This is a genomic window from Streptococcus sp. OH4692_COT-348 (genome assembly GCF_003859975.1).
In the GTDB taxonomy this organism is placed as follows: Bacteria; Bacillota; Bacilli; order Lactobacillales; family Streptococcaceae; genus Streptococcus.
The window spans coordinates 72,584-91,413 of record NZ_RQZB01000001.1; the positions used below are offsets into that span (position 1 = coordinate 72,584).

The following is an 18,830-nucleotide window of genomic DNA, read 5'->3' on the forward strand; positions in this document are numbered from 1 at the left end:
TTGTTTTGTCTTAATACTCTTCGAAAATCAAATTCAAACCACGTCAGCTTCGCCTTGTCGTACTCAAGTACTGCCTACGGCTAACTTCCTAGTTTGCTCTTTGATTTTCATTGAGTATAAAATGATAATAAGCACCCAACATACCTGCTGTATTTTGATGATGGGCAAATTCTAATCGTGTTTTTTCAGCTAGGCTTGGCACTAAGGCTTCTTTCAAGGCTGTACGGATTTTGGGTTTGAGGATAGCCTCTTGTCCCATGATACCCCCACCGAGAATGACTACTTCTGGATTGGCCACATAGCAAATATTTGCCAGACCTTTTCCTAGATAGTCTACCATACGGTCAATACCAACCATACAAATCTTGTTTCCTTCAGTGGCTTCCTTAAAGATGCGTCGGCCATTCCACTGATCAACATCTTCTCCATGTGCTTCAGCTACATATTTCACTAAAGCTGTGGTAGAAGCCAAATCTTGGAACGCTCCATCCTGCATATGCATATAACCAACTTCACAGGATGAATTGCTAAATCCATGGAAGACTTTCCCATCCATAATCAAGCAACCACCGATACCTGTTCCAATAGTCAAGCAGAGGGTGACACTCGCTCCCTTGCCTGAACCAGATACCGCTTCAGCAAGACCTGCACAGTTGACATCATTTTCAATCTCACAAGGAATATTAAAGCTAGTCTCGATTTCCTTTTTGAACTGGGTGCCTGCATAGTTAGGGATTTGAGGCCCAGCATAGAAAATCTCACCCTTATCAGGATCCACCATTCCTGCTGAAGAAATAGCAACACCTGCTACTGGACCTTGTTCTAAATAGCTAGCTACGATATCTTTGGTCTTTTGTAAGATATGAGGACCACCCTTATGCGCCTCAGTTGGCATTTCATGCGATTCAACAAGTTGGCCTTCTTGGTCGATCAAACCATATTTGATATTGGTTCCACCGATATCAATTGCAACGTAGTGTGTCATAAATACCTCCTTATGGATTAGAGGAAGCGATCCTTGGTTTCGCGAATCAAGGCTGCAGCTGCTTCTACAACTGGACGATCTTCTTCAGTCACTGGTGTCAATGGTGAACGAACAGAACCAATGTTCAGTCCTTCATTGATCTTCAAGACCTCTTTGATGACACCGTACATATTTCCATGTGCAGAAGTGAGTTTACCAATGATAGCGTTGATAGCATACTGCAATTCACGCGCTTTTTCCAAATCTTTGTCAGCAATCAACTGGTTGAGTTTCAAGAAGAGTTCTGGCATAGCACCATATGTACCACCAATACCAGCTTTAGCACCCATGAGACGGCCACCTAGGAACTGCTCATCTGGACCGTTAAAGACGATATGGTCTTCCCCACCAAGGCTGACAAAGGTTTGGATATCTTGAACTGGCATAGAAGAGTTCTTAACACCGATAACACGTGGGTTTTTCAACATTTCTGTGTAAAGGCTTGGAGTCAAAGCAACACCTGCTAATTGAGGAATGTTGTAAATCACGTAATCTGTATTTGGAGCTGCAGAACTGATATCGTTCCAGTACTTAGCAACTGAGTATTCTGGCAAGCGGAAATAAATCGGCGGAATCGTTGCAATGGCATCTACTCCTAAGCTTTCAGCATGACGAGCAAGTTCCATACTGTCTTTGGTATTGTTGCAAGCAACGTGAGCAATAATGGTCAATTTACCTTTGGCAACTGCCATCACTTCTTCCAAAATCAACTTGCGGTCTTCAACGCTTTGGTAGATACATTCACCAGAAGAACCATTAACATAGAGGCCTTGAACACCTTTATCAATGAAGTATTGAACCAAGGCACGCGTACGCTCTGGACTTACTTCTCCTTGATCATCATAACATGCGTAGAAGGCTGGAATGACACCTTCGTATTTTTTTAAATCTGACATAGATTTTCTCCTAAGTTTTCTTTTTTTCTGCTAACAGCAGGATTTATTCTTTACGTGTTTAGTATACACCTTGTGAAAAACGCTTTCAATATCTTGTGTACACTTAGATTTTAGTTTCGATGTGAATTTTGAAATGTTTATGGCTTGAAAGTAGTTTCAGAAACAAGCCATGCTATTGGTATTTTGCGAAAATTTTCTCCATCAATCCAGTCTGAATAAAGACCAAGAGCCCAAACCCAAAAAGCAGGAAGGCTGAGCCACCTAAAAGCAAACTGAAGGCGGACAGATAAAGAACCATCACAATGAGAAAGAGAATAACTAACATAAGGAAGAACCAAGGAAAGTTAAAACTTGCCAAGATAAGTCCTTTTTGTAGCACTTCTTTCCAAGTCAAATCATAGCGCGCAGCGATGGGATAGCTAGCCAACATCACGATAGTGAGGAAGATAAGAACGCCTAGACAGATAGCTTTCACCATTTGGAAAGGCATAGCTGTCTGACCCCAAAAGAGATAGAGGTCTAGAAGACTTAATGAGACAATGCCCAACTCAAGCAGACCTAACTGAAGACCTAGTTTCAGATTTTGCTTGAAAGCTCTTAGATAGATTTTAAAGACAGGCACGCGTCTACTCTTCTTAATCTCAAACATAGTCTCGTAGAGACTAATTTTAGCCACTCCAATCGTCACCATGGGCAAACAAGAGACGACAAAAAGAAGATTGGCTGTCACGATATCCAAGACCTTCTCACTAAAACGCATGAGAAAGTTATCTGTATCAAATGCTGCCTTGATAAGGCTTACTCCTTTTTGTGCCATATTTGCTCCTCCTGATTTTTTAATCAATCAAAATTTTAAAGAGATATTTGCGAACCTTCTCTTCCATACCTGCATAGCCATTTGGCTGGTGTGGTTCTCCTGGAAAGAAAATCGCAAAATTGTGATAACCCAACAAGAGTGGGTAATGTTCATGACAATGAACAAAGCCAATGTCACTTGCTTCGTCGAATGCTACTGCCTCGTCTTTGATACGTGAACCGTAGCTCGAATATTCATGCCCATCTACCAGCAAATGTAAGTCAGCATAGTTTTGATGATGCTCAAATTGATCATTTTCAGCTTGATTGAGGACATTTTCCTGAACAAATAGAAAGACTTTATCTCCGTCAATCTCATACTTACCTAGTTCAAATGAATCTTTACGATGCTGATAGAGATAGTCGATAGCCTTGTCTAGATTGGGATGAATCCCTTTGTAAAAGGTGATGTTTTTCAAATCGTCAAAAATCATACTCTTTCCTTCGTTTCTGATAGTTAACTAAAATCATTCTTAAGTTTATAAGTGTCTGACAAAATCTTTATGGTAGACAAATACCCAACATTTTGTAGACACTTATAACTCTGTATTCTCTTATACTCAATGAAAATTGAAGAGCAAACTAGTAAGCTAACCGCAGGCAATACTTAAGTATGGCAAGGTGACGCTGACATAGTTTGAATTCGATTTTCGCAGAGTATTATCCTTTAACAGCTCCCATAGTAATACCCTGAGTGAAGGATTTTTGGAAGACTAGGAAGACTGTTACGATTGGCACAGCTGCAAGGGCTGCACCCGCCATAATCAAACCATAGTTGGTTGCCATTTCAGCCTGCATGGTCGCAACACCGAGTGAAATGGTCAAATTGTTACGTGAAGTCAACATAACCAACTGCATGAAGTAGTCGTTCCATGTATTGATGAAGGTGAAGATTGCAAGGGCTGCAAATCCTGGTTTCACAATTGGAAAGGCTACGCTCCAGAAAGTACGAATCTCACCACAACCGTCGATTTTAGCTGATTCAAGCAATTCTGTTGGGATGTTTTCACTGAATTGTTTCATGAGGAAGACACCAAATGGCCATCCAATCAAAGGCAAGATAACTGCCCAGAGAGTGTCATGGATTCCCATGAAGTTGACGATACGTACCAATGGTACAAGGACAACTTGTTTTGGAAGAGCCATGGCTGCAATGAAGATTGCAAATAGAATGCGTTGCCCATAGAAACGTTTTTTAGCCAATACATAACCTGCTAGAGATGAAGTCGCACAGACTAAGAACATGGTTACCAATGAGATAAACACAGAGTTCCACATCCACTGCATAGCAGGGTTTTGCACCATGAGTTGTTGGAAGTTCTCCATAGTTGGCATTTTAGGGAACCACTGTGGCGGAATCATAATGGTATCAGGCTGTGATTTGAAGGCCCCTGTCAAAATCCAGTAGAATGGAAAGATGAACAGCACGGTCAACAAGAGCAAGATAATAGTTGAAATAACAGTGAAAGCTGTTAAAGGTTTCTTTTGTGTAGATTGCATAGCTGTCTCCTTTCTTTAGTATTCTACGTCGTTTCCGAGTGCTTTAAATTGAACAAAGCTTACGATAGCAATCATAACTGCCAAGAAGACACCGATGGTGTTGGCATAACCATATTCTGTCAATTGAAAGGCTTTTTCGTAAAGGTAATACATAAGTGTACTTGTTGAGTAGTTTGGACCACCTGAAGTCAAAAGCTGAATCAAGGCGAAAACTTGGAATGAGTTGATTGTTGTAATGATTGCGATATAAAGAGTTGTTGGAAGAAGGCTTGGCCATTTAATCTTCCAAAAAACTTGAAATTCAGTTGCACCGTCTACACGAGCCGCTTCAACCAGTGAATTATCAATATTACCCATGGCAGCGATGTAGAGGATAATTGGTTGACCAACTGAAGTTGTCAAGAGGATAATCATAATTGCCAGCAATGCCCAGTGTTTGTCTCCCAACCAAGAAATGTTCTGACTGATGATGTGGCTTGACTTAAGGACAAAGTTTAGAATCCCTGATAGTGGATCATAAATCCATTTCCAAACAACTGTTACGGCAACACTACCTGTTACAACGGGAAGGAAAAAGACAAAACGGTAGAAGGATCTGGCAATGGCATTTTGATGGTAGGTTTGCGACGCCACAAAGAGCGAAAAGAGAACAACAATCGGTACAGATCCAACAACCAAAATAACTGTGTTAATCAGAGATTTTGTAAAGACAGGATCTTTAAACATACGGATATAGTTATCTAAGCCCACAAATTCAAAACTAGTCATAGAGTAGTTAAAGAAACTTGTGATGAAGCCCATAATCATTGGTACTAAAACGAAGACAACGAAGAAGAATAAAACTGGCGCTAGGAAAGCATAAGAAATAATAGTTTCTCTCATACGAATTTTATTAACTTTCACTGTCGGCACCTCTCTTTCCTTTTCTTTTATTGATAATCTCCTATGAGAATGATGAAATATCTTTTAAATAAAAGCCCCTTTTCTTACACCAGTGTGCAAAGGGAAAAGGGGCTACAAAATCTGTTTAGGGTTTATTGTTTAGTAGCTTTTTTGATAGTTTCATTTGCTTTTTCGGTAAATGCTTTCAATGCATCAGCTGGTTTTTGATCGCCATTTGAAACTGATTGCAACATTGGGAACCAAAGTGTTCTCATTTCAGCAAAACCATTGATAGTGTTGTAGTATGGTGAGTAGTATTGAGTCCAACCACTGATTGTTTCCATACGTTTGTCTTCATAAACTTTGCCAAATGAAGTACGAACTGGGAAAGCACCTGTACGAACAACGTCTTTTGGACCCCATTCTTTGTCATCTGCGATGAATTGAACGAATTTCTTAGATGCTGCAACTTTCTTGTCGTCCTTGTTGTTGAATACTGCAAATCCGTTTACAAGGTATTCAAGAGCTGGTTTACCTGAATCTGATGGAAATGGTACTTCTACCACTTCTACTTTACTTGCTTCCAAGAGTTTAGCTTGGATACCGTTTTGAGATGGTGCCCAAAGGATTGTGTAAGATGTTTGACCGTTGGCAAAGTTTTGGATATCTGCTCCACCGTCAAATTGTGAACCATTGTTCAACAAACCGTCTTTAATCCAGCTAGCTGCTTTTTCAAGACCTTTGACGAATTTAGGATCGTCTGTTGTATATTTAGTTACGTCTTTGTCTGTTACAGAACCGCCATAAAGGTTTGCAATGAAGGCACGTGTTCCTTGGTCTCCCCCTTGACCAGAACTGAACAATGAACCTGGTGTGTACCCTTTATCTTTAAGCGCTTTCAAAACTTTTTCAAAATCATCAGTTGTCCAACCTTCTTTTACAAGGTTTGCAACTCCAGCATCTTCCAACATTTTCTTGTTCATGGCCATGTAGAATGGTGCAGAACTGATTGGATACATGTAAGCTTTGTCTCCAGCTTTACTTGCTTGTACGATATTTTCGTTGTTAACATCTTTGACGAATTCATCTGTGAAGAGATCATTCAACTCAGCCAATTTACCGTTTTTACCGTATTGGATGATACGTCCTGGTGCGTCAAAAAGTACGTCTGGAGCTGTTCCTGCTTCGATAGCTGTTGTGATTTTTTCAGGACCAGACTTGAAGTCGATGGTTTCCAATTTCACTTTTACATCTGGATTTGCTTTTTCAAAAGCTTCGATGATTGATTTTTCATATGTTCCAACACCGTCACCAGTTTTTTCTTGAGTGAAGACTGGGAATGCCCACCAAGTGATTTCTGTTTTTCCGCTATCGCTACCAGATTTTGCAGCATCTTTACTTCCGCCAGAATTACCACATGCAGCAAGGCCAAGAACCGCAGCACCCGCAAGTACTGTACAAGCTAGTTTTCTAAATTTCATTTGTATTCTCCTAATTGATAAGCGTATCCATATTGGATAATAAGTTCTTTGCGTTTGTATACGTTTTCATTTTATCCGACGCATCCACCACTCTCCTCTGTTTTGAGATTGTGTTATTTGAGACCAGCAACAAAGCGTTCTGTGATCTCTTTTGGTCTAGTAATAGCGCCACCAACAACAATACCTCGCACTCCATATCCTAGGATTTGTTTGGCTTGTTCTGGTGTATGAATTTTTCCTTCTGCAATGACATCTACACCAGCATCACAGAGTTTTTTGATTAATTCAAAATCGGGACCATCCACCTTTGGACTATAAGATGTGTATCCTGATAAGGTTGTTCCGACAAAGTCGATTCCTGCTTCAACAGCTGCCAATCCTTCCTCGAAAGTACTTGTATCAGCCATCAAGAGCTGGTTAGGATATTTTTCCTTAACCTGACGAATGAATTCTTGAATCTCCAAACCATCATAGCGTTCACGCTTGGTACAATCCAGAGCAATGACCTCTATATCAAGTTCTGCCAATTCATCAACTTCTTTCATAGTAGCAGTGATGAAGGGTTCTTGCGGTGGATAATCTCGTTTAATTATCCCAATGATTGGAAGGTTTGTAACCTCCTTGATTTCCTTGATATCGCGAACACTATTTGCTCGGATACCGACTGCTCCACCTTGCTCAGCCGCTTTGACCAGCAAGGGAATGACTCCTCCCGCTTCTGTATAGAGCGGTTCGTGAGGAAGGGCCTGACAAGAAACGATGATTCCATCTTTGATTTGTGCAATCAAGGCTTCTTTAGTAATCTGTGGCATCCTCTTTCCTCCTTTTCTTTGTTCTTATGAGTTCATTATATATTATTTTTAAAGCGCTTTCAATACTTTGTAGTAGAATAGATTTCAGTTTCAAAAGTATTTTATAGAACAGCTGTTTCTGAAAGTAGTTTCAGCTCGGCCTTATTTTCAATTCACTTAGTACCTAAAATGATAAAAAGAGATAGCCATCTTTCAAATGGGCCATCTCTTTTATCATTAACGATGAGCTAAATTCATTTTATTCAAAACCTAGTCTAGTCTTCTTTTCGTTTCTTTCCTAATGTAAAGACAGATAAGAGACCTGCCACTAATCCTATAGAAATAAGGGTTGTGTTTTCTTTACTTCCAGTATTTGGTAGCTCGTTTTGTTTAGCCGCTGGTGCTTGATAAGTAGCATCTTGTCCAAGAGATAACTTCTTAGCTGGACCTTCGTTTGCAGCTACTAAGACTGGTTTGGTTTCTCCCTTGTACTCTAGCACTTCATGGACTGCTGCCTCAGCGCCATTGACACCTCCTTTATATTCAGGAAGGTCATTTGAAGCTGCCAAGACAAAATTAGCACCTCCTTTATATTCAGGAACATCATTTGAAGCCGCTAAGACAAAATTAGCACCTCCTTTATATTCAGGAACCTCATTTGAAGCTGCTAGAACTGCATTTACGCCTCCTGTGAATTCTGGAAGGTCATGGACCGCTGCTTCAACCGCATTAACACCTCCTGTGAATTCCGTTTCTTCTACTGTTGGAGCTGGTTCTTCTCCTACTGTTGGTACGGGAACAATGTATTTAGGAGTTTCTTCAGTTACTGTAGCCTCCTCGTCACTAACTCCACCTGTAAATTCTGGCTTTTCTACTGTTGGTGCTGGATCTTTTCCTACTGTTGCTAAGGAGCCAGTGTATTCAGGAGTTTCTTCAGTTACTGTAGCCTCCTCGCCACTAACTCCACCTGTAAATTCTAGCTTTTCTACTGTTGGTGCTTCTTCTACTTCTGTCGCTAATGGGCCTGTATATTCAGGAACTTCTGACACAACTGCTCCTTCTTCGCCATTAACTCCACCCGTAAATTCTGGTTTTTCTACTTTTGCTGCTTCTTCTCCTGCTGTCCCTAATGGGCCTGTGTATTCAGGAACTTCTTCAGTTACTGCTCCTTCTTCACCATTAACTCCACCTATAAATTCTGGAACTTCATTTGTCGCAGCTTCGCTTCCATTTACACCATGAGTAATTTTAGAACCAACTACTGAAACAGGCAAATTATGCATACTTTCGATAGCTCCTTCTGCTAAGCCTGTAACTTTTTGACCAATATCCTCAGGATCTACTGTAAACAATAGAGTCTCGGTATCATACTGCGTCATAAACGTAGCTGTCTTACCATTTGCAAGTTGTAAAGTTGGTGCTTGATTGACCAATACTTCTGAATCAAATTCCATGGCAATAATGCCTTGCCCCATATGAACTGCATGTGTAACTTTTGCTTCGGTTGGAGAAACCATATCCTTTCTTAAGAAATCCCAATTAAATTTCTTATAAGACAAGGTATATTCGTTTTGGTTGTTATCTGCATGCTCATAAAGCAAACCAAATTCACCATTTCCAAGATCTTGCAAGGAGTTATAAGCAAATTTACCACTTTGAATTGGATTGTGCTTGAGCCAAGTTAGATCCCCATTCGCTTCCACTTGTGCGACGTGCACCAAACCATTATAACGTCCTGGACCACCTGCATTGCTGAGGACGATATACTCCTTACCTTCTTGCACAGTATGAATAGCTGACATTTGAACGTAGACATCTTTGACATCTGCATAGCGCTTCACATCTTTTTCCCAAGTTGCTCCACCATCTTTACTTGTAGCAACTTGAAGATCGCCTGTCAATCCACGCATGAAAAGTTTGAGATCTCCATTATTTAACTGAACTACGGTTGACTCCGTATTTTGAGCACCTGGATTATTCATGGTTGAAGAGTGAATTGTTTGGTTACCTACTGGACGGTTATCATTAACAGCTTCCCCTGCATGCCAAGTTTCACCATGGTCATCTGAGTAAATGACGCGTGAAGACTGAGAACCACTTAGATAGGATACGTTATTTGTCGTGTAGGCAGGGATAACAAGACGCCCTTTGTGAGGCCCTGAATGCAAGGCAATACCTGTACCAGGGCCAGTACCTAAGAAGTGCATCCAATCCTTACGAATACCGTATGTTATATCTTTTGGTGCAGACCAAGTTTTACCATCATCGTCACTGTAAGACATCCAGAGATAGTTGGTATTTGAAACCCTAAAGATATTCTTGTCACTATACTCAAAGTAGATATTACCGATAAGTTCTTCGCCTTTGTAAAGGTCACCCTTATCACTGTATGCTGGCTTCTTAGGATCCACTACAACTCGGTATTCTGTTTTTCTATTTTCAGGATCGAAAACTTCACCATTTTCACGAATTGTATAACGTCCTGCATCACCTTGTTTGTACAAGATTTGGTAAACCTTGTCACCAATTTGCTCATAAGCTTGTGGTGCTTTTCCTGGAAGAGAAAATACAGCCTTACCTTCAAGGAACATATCATAGATGGCAAAGATTCGCTTCGTCTTTGGATCTTGAACTAGGGCCATGTCAATGTTGACTGGTGATGGCCATTCTGGATTCCTAGCCTTCTCATTATCACGAGGATTTGAGATAACAATTCTATTTCCCCAAGTTTTCCCCTTATCATCACTACGACGAACAACCATACCGATGTCACCCCAGTCAGAGTGATGCAAGCGTCTTTCATCAGTTCCAGCAATCAGAGTTCCCTTATCAGTTTTAAGTAGGGCTGGAATACGGTAGCTTGCAATACCATCTTTATTCGGTTTGCGGTTCTCCCCACCTTCAAAAACATCCAGTTTAGCAGTTACTTCTGCTCCTTCAGGAAGTTTCTTTTCCAACTCTCCTCTTTCAAAAAGTTGGCTACGTTTTTTAACTTCTTCTGGAGAAAGGGCACGATCATAAACAGTTAGATTACGGACTTTAAGATTAGCGCCCCAGAAGTTTTTTCCTGTACGCTTTGTTGTACCGATTTGCACATGGTTGACATCTGGCATATCTTGAATAAAACGACCAGACTGAGGACTTGTGCGCGACAAAACACCATTTACATAGACGCGAACCTGACCTTTTGGTTGGTCTGCATTTGGTCTTTCAACTGTAAAGGTTACAGAGTTCCACTGACCTGGCTTAATCTTCAAAGGAGCAGTTTTATAATCACCATAGAATTGGTTTCCATTGGCATCACGACCTTCAACGATAGCTGTGTTATCAAGGATAGCCATGGTGAAGTACTCATTTACTTTGGTATCACTAGAAACTGAAAAGAGGTTGTAAAAACGTGGAGCAGACGCATCTGGCTTAAATTCCATATGGATGGTCGCATTTTGAAGTTTTTGAAGCTTGTCGAGTTCCTCTTTCATGTCAACTCTTTGCCCATTTGAAGGATTGGTTTCTACATCTTCTTTTTCTACTACAGTGTTGACATTTTTTAACTCTCTAGCATAATAATCTCGAGGAATAACTCCCTCTTCTTCTTTATCTTGGTCCTTGTTACTTGCCTCTGTAGTTGCAGAATCTGTTTCTGGTTTATCAGCAGGAGCTGGTGTATTTTCAGCTGCAGGTTTATTTGTTGGAGTTGTCACATTTGTTGGAGTTGTCGTCTCTGATTCAGTAGTCTCATTTTTCTTTAACTTATCCTGATCAACTTCCACACCATTGTCTTTCGCTGTTGCCAATTTTCCAGCTAATTCACTATCTAAATTTGCAAGACTGCCTGAAGAAGCTTCTTTTGGTAATTCTGATAAACCTTGATTATTATTTTCAGCAGCAGTTACAGTTGAATTTCCTTGTTCATTTGCCAATACAGGATTTACTCCAAACACTACTGCACCAATAGTTACAGAGGCTACACCCACTGCAAATTTACGAATGCCATATCTTTGTTTTCTATCAAAATTCTTTTGATTCATCTTTCTACCTTTCAATTTCACAAAAAATAAAGCGCTTTCTTTTTGTTTTAAAATTTTTACTCCCCATCATAGGAAAACACAAGAAAGCAATTAATAAACGAGAGTTGCTCTCCTTCTCTCTTTCAACATTTAGCTAGCTGCAATCCAAACAGTAGCTCTTTCACTCCTTTCCTAGACACTTTTTCTTTATTATACAATAAAGTCATAGGTTTATCTCGAGCTTGCCATAGAATAGATTTTACTTTCAGTAATATTTTAATATTTTAATATTTTTAAAAGTACTTTCAACATTTATAACAAAAAGAGAGCTACTGGGCTCTCTCATTCATTATTTTACGTACTTAAAGGGGATCTCACTACCACATAGCCAATTGTAGACTTGGTCATTGACAAAGACATTCATGGCTTCGTGGGCATACTCAAGCATGATGCGATAGGCCTTATCGCAGGTCAGACGGTTGTAAATCGCAAACTGGGTAATAGGATAGCAAACATCATCGTCCAATCCCGTAATCATCTTAACCTCACCCTTGATACGATGGGCAAGATTTTTCACATCGATATAGGCCAGGGTCGCCATGATTTCCTCCTCAGTTTCATGGAAGGGATCGTGAAACTTGAAATAACGGAAAAGTTCGTCGTAAGCCTCGCTAGTATTGCCAATCTCAAGCACTCGTCTAAAATCTGACAAGAAGGGATAGATGGCAACTGTTTTCTGAATCCGAGGATTGAGCGCTGCTGCAACTAGAGCTAGAGCACCTCCTTGTGAAGCACCATAGCTAGAAAGACGCTTCTCATCAACCTGAGGCAGACTGGCAATAATCTCAACCAACTGGTAAATATCCAGATAAACATCCTTATAAAAGAGATGCTCCCGACCTTCCACAGCCCCACGGATGATATGTCCTTTAACTGTATTTCCTAGAGGAGAACGCAAGCCGTCTTGCGAGTAACCTGACTGGCCCCGCACATCCATGGAAACAACGCCGTAACCAGCTACGGTGAATGCCAACATGTCGGTCCAGTCCCAGCCACGTCCCATATAACCATGGAAATGGAAGATTAGAGGAACTTTTTCCTCACTCTTTGGAAGAACGACGCGCGCATAGACCTTACCTTTATTGCTTCCTTCAAAGGTTAATTCATAGCACTTGACTTGAGGAATGTGGAAATTTCTTTCCTCCAACTGATAGGCTGGAAGATTGGAAACTTTTTTCACTTCTTCATCCCAGAAAGCATCAAAGTCTTCTGGAACCTCGTCCCGTCCTCTATAAGTCTTGATTTCTTCTAACAAAGCTGGATTTTTCATAATATGCTCCTTTTATTTTGTGATCGCTATCACAACTGTAGCACATATAAGAAATCAATGCAAGAAAGAAGGGTAAATAGAAAGAGATTTTAGATTCTCTATTTTTGGGTTGATGGACTGAAAGTAGTTTTAGAAACGAAAAAAGAGCATTTCCGCCCTTTATTCTCCTATTCAATCTTAGTTTTTTGCTTCTTTCTTTTGGAAAGTGGTTTGGTAATTCACTTTAATCGTTACTGTCATGTGAGAGTCCTCGTTTCTTTTTGATGACTCTAGTATAAAGGGCAAACCTGAAAGCTAGCTTAATACTCTTCGAAAATCTCTTCAAACCACGTCAGCGTCGCCTTACCGTACTCAAGTACAGCTTGCGGCTAGCTTCCTAGTTTGCTCTTTGATTTTCATTGAGTATAAGATTTCCTTAGAGAAAGCTCAATCTAGATGTTCTTTCTTTTCCAAATGAAGGGCAATCATGCGCCACTCTGGATCCTCTTGCCAGCCTTCAATAGAACTAATGTAGCTAGCAACTTTTCTGGCTTCTTCTAAAATCGGAAAATCTTCGATAATATTAGCTACTTGGAACTCTGGGAGACCTGACTGTCTGGTTCCAAAAATCTCACCCGATCCGCGCATTTTCAGATCTTCCTCCGCAAGGACAAATCCATTAGTGGTTTCTGTCATGATGCGCATGCGGTCTTTCCCAGAATCAGTCTTGGGATTAGCAACGAGAACAGCATAGGATTGCTTGTCCCCCCGACCAACACGACCTCTGAGCTGGTGAAGCTGGCTAAGCCCGAAGCGATCGGCATCCATGATAATCATGACCGTGGCATTAGGAACATTGACCCCAACCTCGATAACTGTCGTCGAAACCAGAATATCCGTCTTTCTCTCTTTGAAATCCTGCATAATCTGGTCTTTTTCGTCACTCTTCATTTTACCATGTAAAAGAGCCACCTCTGCCTTACCAGCAAAATGAGCCGTCAGCTCCTCTGATAAGGCAATGGCATTTTTCAAATCCAGAGCCTCTGATTCTTCAATCAAGGGAGAGATGACATAGGCTTGAGAACCTTTTTGGATTTCCCCCTCTAACCAAGTCAAGACCTGAGCTAGTTGCTCATGCTTGATCCAACGTGTCACAATGGGTTTCCGACCCGCAGGCATCTGGTCGATAATGGAAACATCCATATCGCCAAAGGCTGTGATAGCAAGCGTCCGTGGGATAGGAGTCGCCGTCATCATGAGTACATCTGGATTGTCTCCTTTTTCCCGTAAAATACGCCTTTGCCCCACGCCAAAACGGTGCTGCTCATCGATGATAATCAAACCAAGACGAGCATAATCCACCCCATCTTGTATCAGAGCGTGGGTTCCGATAATCAAATCAGCCTCACCCTTGGCAATGGTGTCCAAGACTTCTCTTTTTTCTGCCGACTTCAAGGAACCTGTCAAAAGAGCTAATTTCAAGTCTGGAAAAAGGTTCTGTAAACTCTCAAAATGTTGCTCTGCAAGGATTTCTGTCGGTACCATGAGGGCAGCCTGATAACCAGCTGTCACCGCCGCAAACATGGCCAAGCCAGCGACCACCGTTTTTCCACTCCCCACATCCCCTTGCAGGAGACGATTCATATGATGGTCGGACTTCATGTCGGTCAAAATTTCCTGCAAACTCTTTTCTTGAGCTTGAGTCAGGGCAAAAGGCAGATTTTCTTTGACTGCTGTCACTTTTTCCTTAGACCAATTCAGAACCAGACCGCTTCCCTGAACTCTATTTTCAGACTTGAGGGTCTGCAATTGCATTTGGAAATAAAAGAGTTCCTCAAACTTGATACGGCGAAGGGCCTGCTTGTATTCTGCTAAATCCTTAGGAAAATGCATGGCACGAACGGCCTGACAACGAGACATGAGTTTGTATTTGTCCAGCAAAGACTGGGGAAGATTTTCCTCAATCAAGAGGTCCAACCCCTGATCAAAGGCTGTCTTGATGATCTTGACCAGACTGGCCTGACTGATTCCCTGAGCCAAGCGATAAACAGGTTGGAGGTCATCCTCCACCTGAGCCAGTACCTTCATCCCAGTCAGGCTAACCTTGGCGCGATCCCATTTTCCAAAAACAGCAAGGGTTGATCCCAACTCTATCTTATCAGCAAGATAGGGCTGGTTAAAGAAATTCACCGCAAAAACAACTTCTCCCTGCTTGAGGCTAAAGCGCAGACGATTGCGCTTGAAACCATAATACTGAACACTGGCAGGAGTCACGACCTGACCAGAAAGAACTGCCTTTTCACCGTCTTCTAGTTCCAATACTTGCTTGGTCTTGAAATCTTCATAACGGAAAGGAAAGTAGAGCAAGAGGTCTTGCAAGTTTTCAATTCCTAGTTTGGCGTATTTTTCTGCTGACTTTGGTCCCACACCAGGTAAGACATGCAAGGGTTGATGTAGATTCATGCTCCACTCCTTTCTTTTCTAATAATATTCTCTCGGAATGCGGTCGCTGAGAAGACAAACCACCTCGTAGTTAATGGTTCCGCGGTAGGTCGCAACCTGAGTAGCTGTGATTTCCTTGCCCCCGTTAGAACCAATCAAGGTTACTTTGGTTCCCAACGGATAAAGCTTAGGCAGACGAATGGTGATTTGGTCCATCGAAACCCGTCCGACGATTGGGCAAGCTTGCCCATCTACCAAGACAGAGAAATTCTGCATGTCTCGTGTCCAACCATCCGCATAGCCGATTGGTACCGTCGCAATGACTTGCTCGCTATCAGCCTGATAGGTCGCTCCATAGCCCATGCAAGCTCCGGCTGGAACTGTCTTGACATGAACCAGAGCAGACTCCAAGGTCAAGGCTGGAGTCAGGTCATAAGGCAAGTCCAAGACCTCTCCGCTAGGATTCAGGCCATACATAGCGTCTCCCATACGAACCGCATTGAAAATAGTCTCTGCATGCCAAAGAGTCGTTGCCGAATTGCTGGCATGGATCAGCTCTGGGACTTCTTTCATACTAGCCAAAATAGTTTTAAACCGTTCTAACTGGACATTAAAGTAGTCATCTGATTCCTCGTCTGCAGTAGCAAAGTGGGTAAAAACCCCTTCAACACAAGCACCGTATTGTTGAAGCAGGTCTTGAGTCTGCTCAGCTTCACTAGCCTCTCGAAAACCAATACGTCCCATTCCTGAATCAATCTTGAGGTGGACTGTCAATCCAGTTAGGTCTGATTCCTTATCTAAGAGTACTTGAATCCACTCCAGTCCGGCCACAGTCAAGGTGATGTCGTATTCTTTAGCTAGAGTAACAGCTTCTAGCTCAGAAACTCCTAAAATGAGGATTTTCTTCCTGAGTCCAGCTTGTCTAAGTTCAATGGCTTCATCAATATTGGAAACGCAAAAACCATCAACATCATCCTGAATTGCCTTGGCAACGGCAACAGCCCCATGGCCATAAGCATTAGCCTTGACCACAGCCCACTTGAGCGTTCCTTGAGGGATATGAGCCCCCATTTGCTGAATATTTTGTCGAATAGCTCCCAGATGAATCAGAGCCTTGGTTGGTCTATGTGGACTAGCTTTCATGATTTTCCTCCAAAATGACACTGGCTGTCACAAACTGATCTGTGTGGCTGATAGACAGCCAAATCTTTCCTGAAAATGGTGCCTGACTAAAATAAGGCGCCCCGCGTTCATTGTTCAAGACTTCCAAATCCTGAAAACCAAGCTTTCCAATACCCGTTCCCATAGCCTTGGAAAAGGCCTCCTTAGCCGACCAGCGACCAGCCAAATATTCGATTTGTCTGCGCCCTTTAAGACTGTTAAACCGTTCCATTTCCTGAGCGGTCAGCACGCGCTTGGCAAAACCTTCATGTCGTGTAACTGCGCTTTCTATCGAAGCCAATTCTTCGATGTCAATTCCATGTCCAACTATCATTCTCATCAAAAGGAGTTGAGATTCCCCAACTCCATCCTTTTCACTTATTTTGTCAAGGTAGCATAAATCTCTTCTACCAAAGCCTCTGTGTTCTCCCAACCTAGGCAAGGATCGGTAATGGAACAACCAAAGACCTCTGGTTGATTTTGACGACCATCTGCTAGGTAAGATTCAATCATAAAGCCTCGAACTATCTTTTTAATCTTCTCATTCCAATCACGATTTTGCAAGGTCTTACGAACCACTCGAATCTGCTCCATATATTGCTTGCCTGAGTTATCATGGTTGGTATCAATGAGGATAAAGGGATTTTCAAGTCCCAGGGCTTCATAGCGTTCAATGGCATTTAGCAAAGTTTCATAGTAAAAGTTAGGCTCGTTTTTCCCATATTCATTAACTGCCCCACGAAGGATGACGTGGGCCAAGGGATTTCCTGAAGTCTCAACTTCTTGACCATGGAAGAGGAAGGTCTGTTTGTTCTGAGCGGCATAGATGCCATTAAACATGACACCCAAATTTCCAGAAGTTGGATTTTTCATTCCGACTGGCGCATCAATCCCTGAAGCCACAAAACGGTGCTCTTGGTCTTCCACAGAACGAGCCCCAACAGCATGGTAGCTGACCAAATCATCTACCAAGACCAAATTTGACGGATAAAGCATCTCGTCTGCCGTTGTCAAACCAGTCTCTGTAATCACGCGGTAGTGCAACTGGCGCACAGCCTGCAAGCCGTTAATCAGACTCGGAGCCTTAGAAGTATCTGGTTGGTGAACCAAACCTTTATAGCCGTCTCCGTTGGTACGAGGTTTCGCAGTATAAACACGCATAACCATGAAAATCTTGTCCGCCACCTTCTTTTGCAAGGCAGATAAACGGCGGGCATATTCCAAGACAGCCTCTTCATTATCAGAAGAGCAAGGACCAATCACCAAAAGGATACGGTCATCTTCTCCTGAAATAATGTCTGCCAATTCTCTATCACGACGCTCCTTTAGTCGCAAGGCTTCTGCAGACAATTGAGTTTCCGCCTTGATTGCTTCAATATCGATTTCTTGACCTTTTTCAATAAATGCCATCTTATTCTCCTAGCGTTTGGTAGATTTCTCTGACGAGGGCTTCCGTATTTTCCCAGCCTAGGCAAGGGTCTGTGATAGACTTGCCAAATACTTCCGGTTCGTTTTGACGGCCGTCTTCCAGATAAGACTCAATCATAAAGCCACGAACATACTGCTTAATCTTTTCATTCCAATCACGGTTAATCAAGGTCTGGCGGACAATTCGAATCTGGTCCATGTATTGCTTACCAGAGTTGTCATGATTGGTGTCTACAATGATAAAAGGATTTTCCAAGCCCATTTTCTCATATTGGGCAATGGTATCCATCAAATTATCATAGTAGTAGTTGGGAATATTCTTACCATACTCATTGGTAGCTCCACGAAGAATGGCGTGCGAAAGCGGGTTTCCCGTTGTTTCCACTTCTTTCCCTAGGAAAAGAAAACTTTGTTTGTTTTGAGCAGCATAAATCCCATTAAACATAACATTGAGATTTCCTGAGGTTGGATTTTTAAACCCAGTCGCAAAATCTGCTCCACTTGCTACAAAGCGGTGTTGCTGGTCTTCAACTGAACGGGCACCAACTGCCATGTAAGAAATCAAATCATCCACAAGCGGAAGATTTTCAGGATAAAGCATTTCGTCAGCTGTCGTCATACCTGTTTCCGTGATGACACGATAATGAAGATGGCGCACGGCTTTAATTCCGTTGATAAGACTAGGCGCTTCTGCCGTGTTAGGCTGGTGAATCAATCCCTTATAGCCATCTCCGTTGGTACGGGGTTTGGCAGTGTAAACACGCATAACCATAAAGATACGGTCTGCCACTTCTTCTTGTAGGACTGCCAAACGCTTAGCGTACTCAAGAACAGCTTCTTCATTGTCAGATGAGCATGGCCCGATTACCAAGAGAATCCGCTGGTCTTCCCCACGTATAATGGCTTCTAGCTCTTGATCGCGCTGTGATTTTCTCTCCAAAGCTTGGCCTTCTAATTTTGATAAGGCACGAACTTCTTCAATATTAATTTTAGGACTTTTTGCTGTAAATACCATAACTCATCTCCTTATAAAGCAAACGGATACCAAGTAAAA

At 41.9% G+C, this 18,830-nt stretch carries 15 protein-coding genes; all 15 read right to left on the reverse strand.

The annotated features are described in order from the left end of the window. Positions 1 to 88 precede the first annotated feature (88 nt). The gene (locus EII37_RS00310) at positions 89 to 985 is read right to left on the reverse strand and encodes an ROK family protein (RefSeq protein WP_124787204.1); all 897 of its coding nucleotides are present in this window, start codon (positions 983 to 985) and stop codon (positions 89 to 91) included. Between the two features lie 17 nt (positions 986 to 1,002). After that, positions 1,003 to 1,920 (reverse strand): dihydrodipicolinate synthase family protein, encoded by a 918-nt coding sequence (locus tag EII37_RS00315; protein WP_124787205.1) that lies wholly within the window; start codon positions 1,918 to 1,920, stop codon positions 1,003 to 1,005. A gap of 172 nt (positions 1,921 to 2,092) precedes the next feature. Next, entirely contained in the window at positions 2,093 to 2,737 is a 645-nt protein-coding gene (locus EII37_RS00320) for a DUF624 domain-containing protein (protein WP_124787206.1), read from the reverse strand. A gap of 19 nt (positions 2,738 to 2,756) precedes the next feature. Beyond that, positions 2,757 to 3,209 carry a YhcH/YjgK/YiaL family protein gene (locus EII37_RS00325; RefSeq protein WP_124787207.1) on the reverse strand — a complete coding sequence of 151 codons (453 nt, stop codon included), beginning with the start codon at positions 3,207 to 3,209 and terminating at the stop codon, positions 2,757 to 2,759. A gap of 226 nt (positions 3,210 to 3,435) precedes the next feature. After that, on the reverse strand, positions 3,436 to 4,275 hold the full coding sequence (locus tag EII37_RS00335) for a carbohydrate ABC transporter permease (RefSeq protein WP_001192119.1): 840 nt from the start codon (positions 4,273 to 4,275) through the stop codon (positions 3,436 to 3,438). Positions 4,276 to 4,290: 15 nt separating this feature from the next. Further along, complete coding sequence (locus tag EII37_RS00340) at positions 4,291 to 5,157, reverse strand: carbohydrate ABC transporter permease (protein ID WP_162489245.1); 867 nt, start codon at positions 5,155 to 5,157, stop codon at positions 4,291 to 4,293. A gap of 152 nt (positions 5,158 to 5,309) precedes the next feature. Then, positions 5,310 to 6,638 (reverse strand): ABC transporter substrate-binding protein, encoded by a 1,329-nt coding sequence (locus tag EII37_RS00345; RefSeq protein WP_124787208.1) that lies wholly within the window; start codon positions 6,636 to 6,638, stop codon positions 5,310 to 5,312. 113 nt (positions 6,639 to 6,751) lie between these two features. Beyond that, entirely contained in the window at positions 6,752 to 7,450 is a 699-nt protein-coding gene (locus EII37_RS00350) for an N-acetylmannosamine-6-phosphate 2-epimerase (protein WP_001135679.1), read from the reverse strand. 254 nt (positions 7,451 to 7,704) lie between these two features. Next, positions 7,705 to 11,457: an SIALI-17 repeat-containing surface protein gene (locus EII37_RS00355; RefSeq protein WP_124787209.1), complete on the reverse strand. Its 3,753-nt coding sequence runs from the start codon at positions 11,455 to 11,457 to the stop codon at positions 7,705 to 7,707. A 328-nt stretch (positions 11,458 to 11,785) separates the two neighbouring features. After that, on the reverse strand, positions 11,786 to 12,766 hold the full coding sequence (locus tag EII37_RS00360) for an acetylxylan esterase (RefSeq protein WP_124787210.1): 981 nt from the start codon (positions 12,764 to 12,766) through the stop codon (positions 11,786 to 11,788). A 426-nt stretch (positions 12,767 to 13,192) separates the two neighbouring features. After that, positions 13,193 to 15,208, reverse strand: coding sequence for an ATP-dependent DNA helicase RecG (recG, locus tag EII37_RS00370; RefSeq protein WP_124787211.1), 2,016 nt, complete (start codon positions 15,206 to 15,208; stop codon positions 13,193 to 13,195). Between the two features lie 18 nt (positions 15,209 to 15,226). Next, entirely contained in the window at positions 15,227 to 16,330 is a 1,104-nt protein-coding gene (gene alr, locus EII37_RS00375; protein WP_124787212.1) for an alanine racemase, read from the reverse strand. Then, positions 16,320 to 16,682: a holo-ACP synthase gene (gene acpS / locus EII37_RS00380; RefSeq protein ID WP_221620931.1), complete on the reverse strand. Its 363-nt coding sequence runs from the start codon at positions 16,680 to 16,682 to the stop codon at positions 16,320 to 16,322. Before acpS ends, alr begins: the two co-directional genes overlap by 11 nt. A 44-nt stretch (positions 16,683 to 16,726) precedes the next feature. Further along, a complete protein-coding gene (locus EII37_RS00385; RefSeq protein ID WP_124787214.1) occupies positions 16,727 to 17,758 on the reverse strand; it encodes a 3-deoxy-7-phosphoheptulonate synthase in 1,032 nt (343 codons plus the stop codon). Between the two features lies 1 nt (position 17,759). Continuing rightward, the gene (locus EII37_RS00390; RefSeq protein ID WP_033679821.1) at positions 17,760 to 18,791 is read right to left on the reverse strand and encodes a 3-deoxy-7-phosphoheptulonate synthase; all 1,032 of its coding nucleotides are present in this window, start codon (positions 18,789 to 18,791) and stop codon (positions 17,760 to 17,762) included. Positions 18,792 to 18,830: the final 39 nt, after the last annotated feature.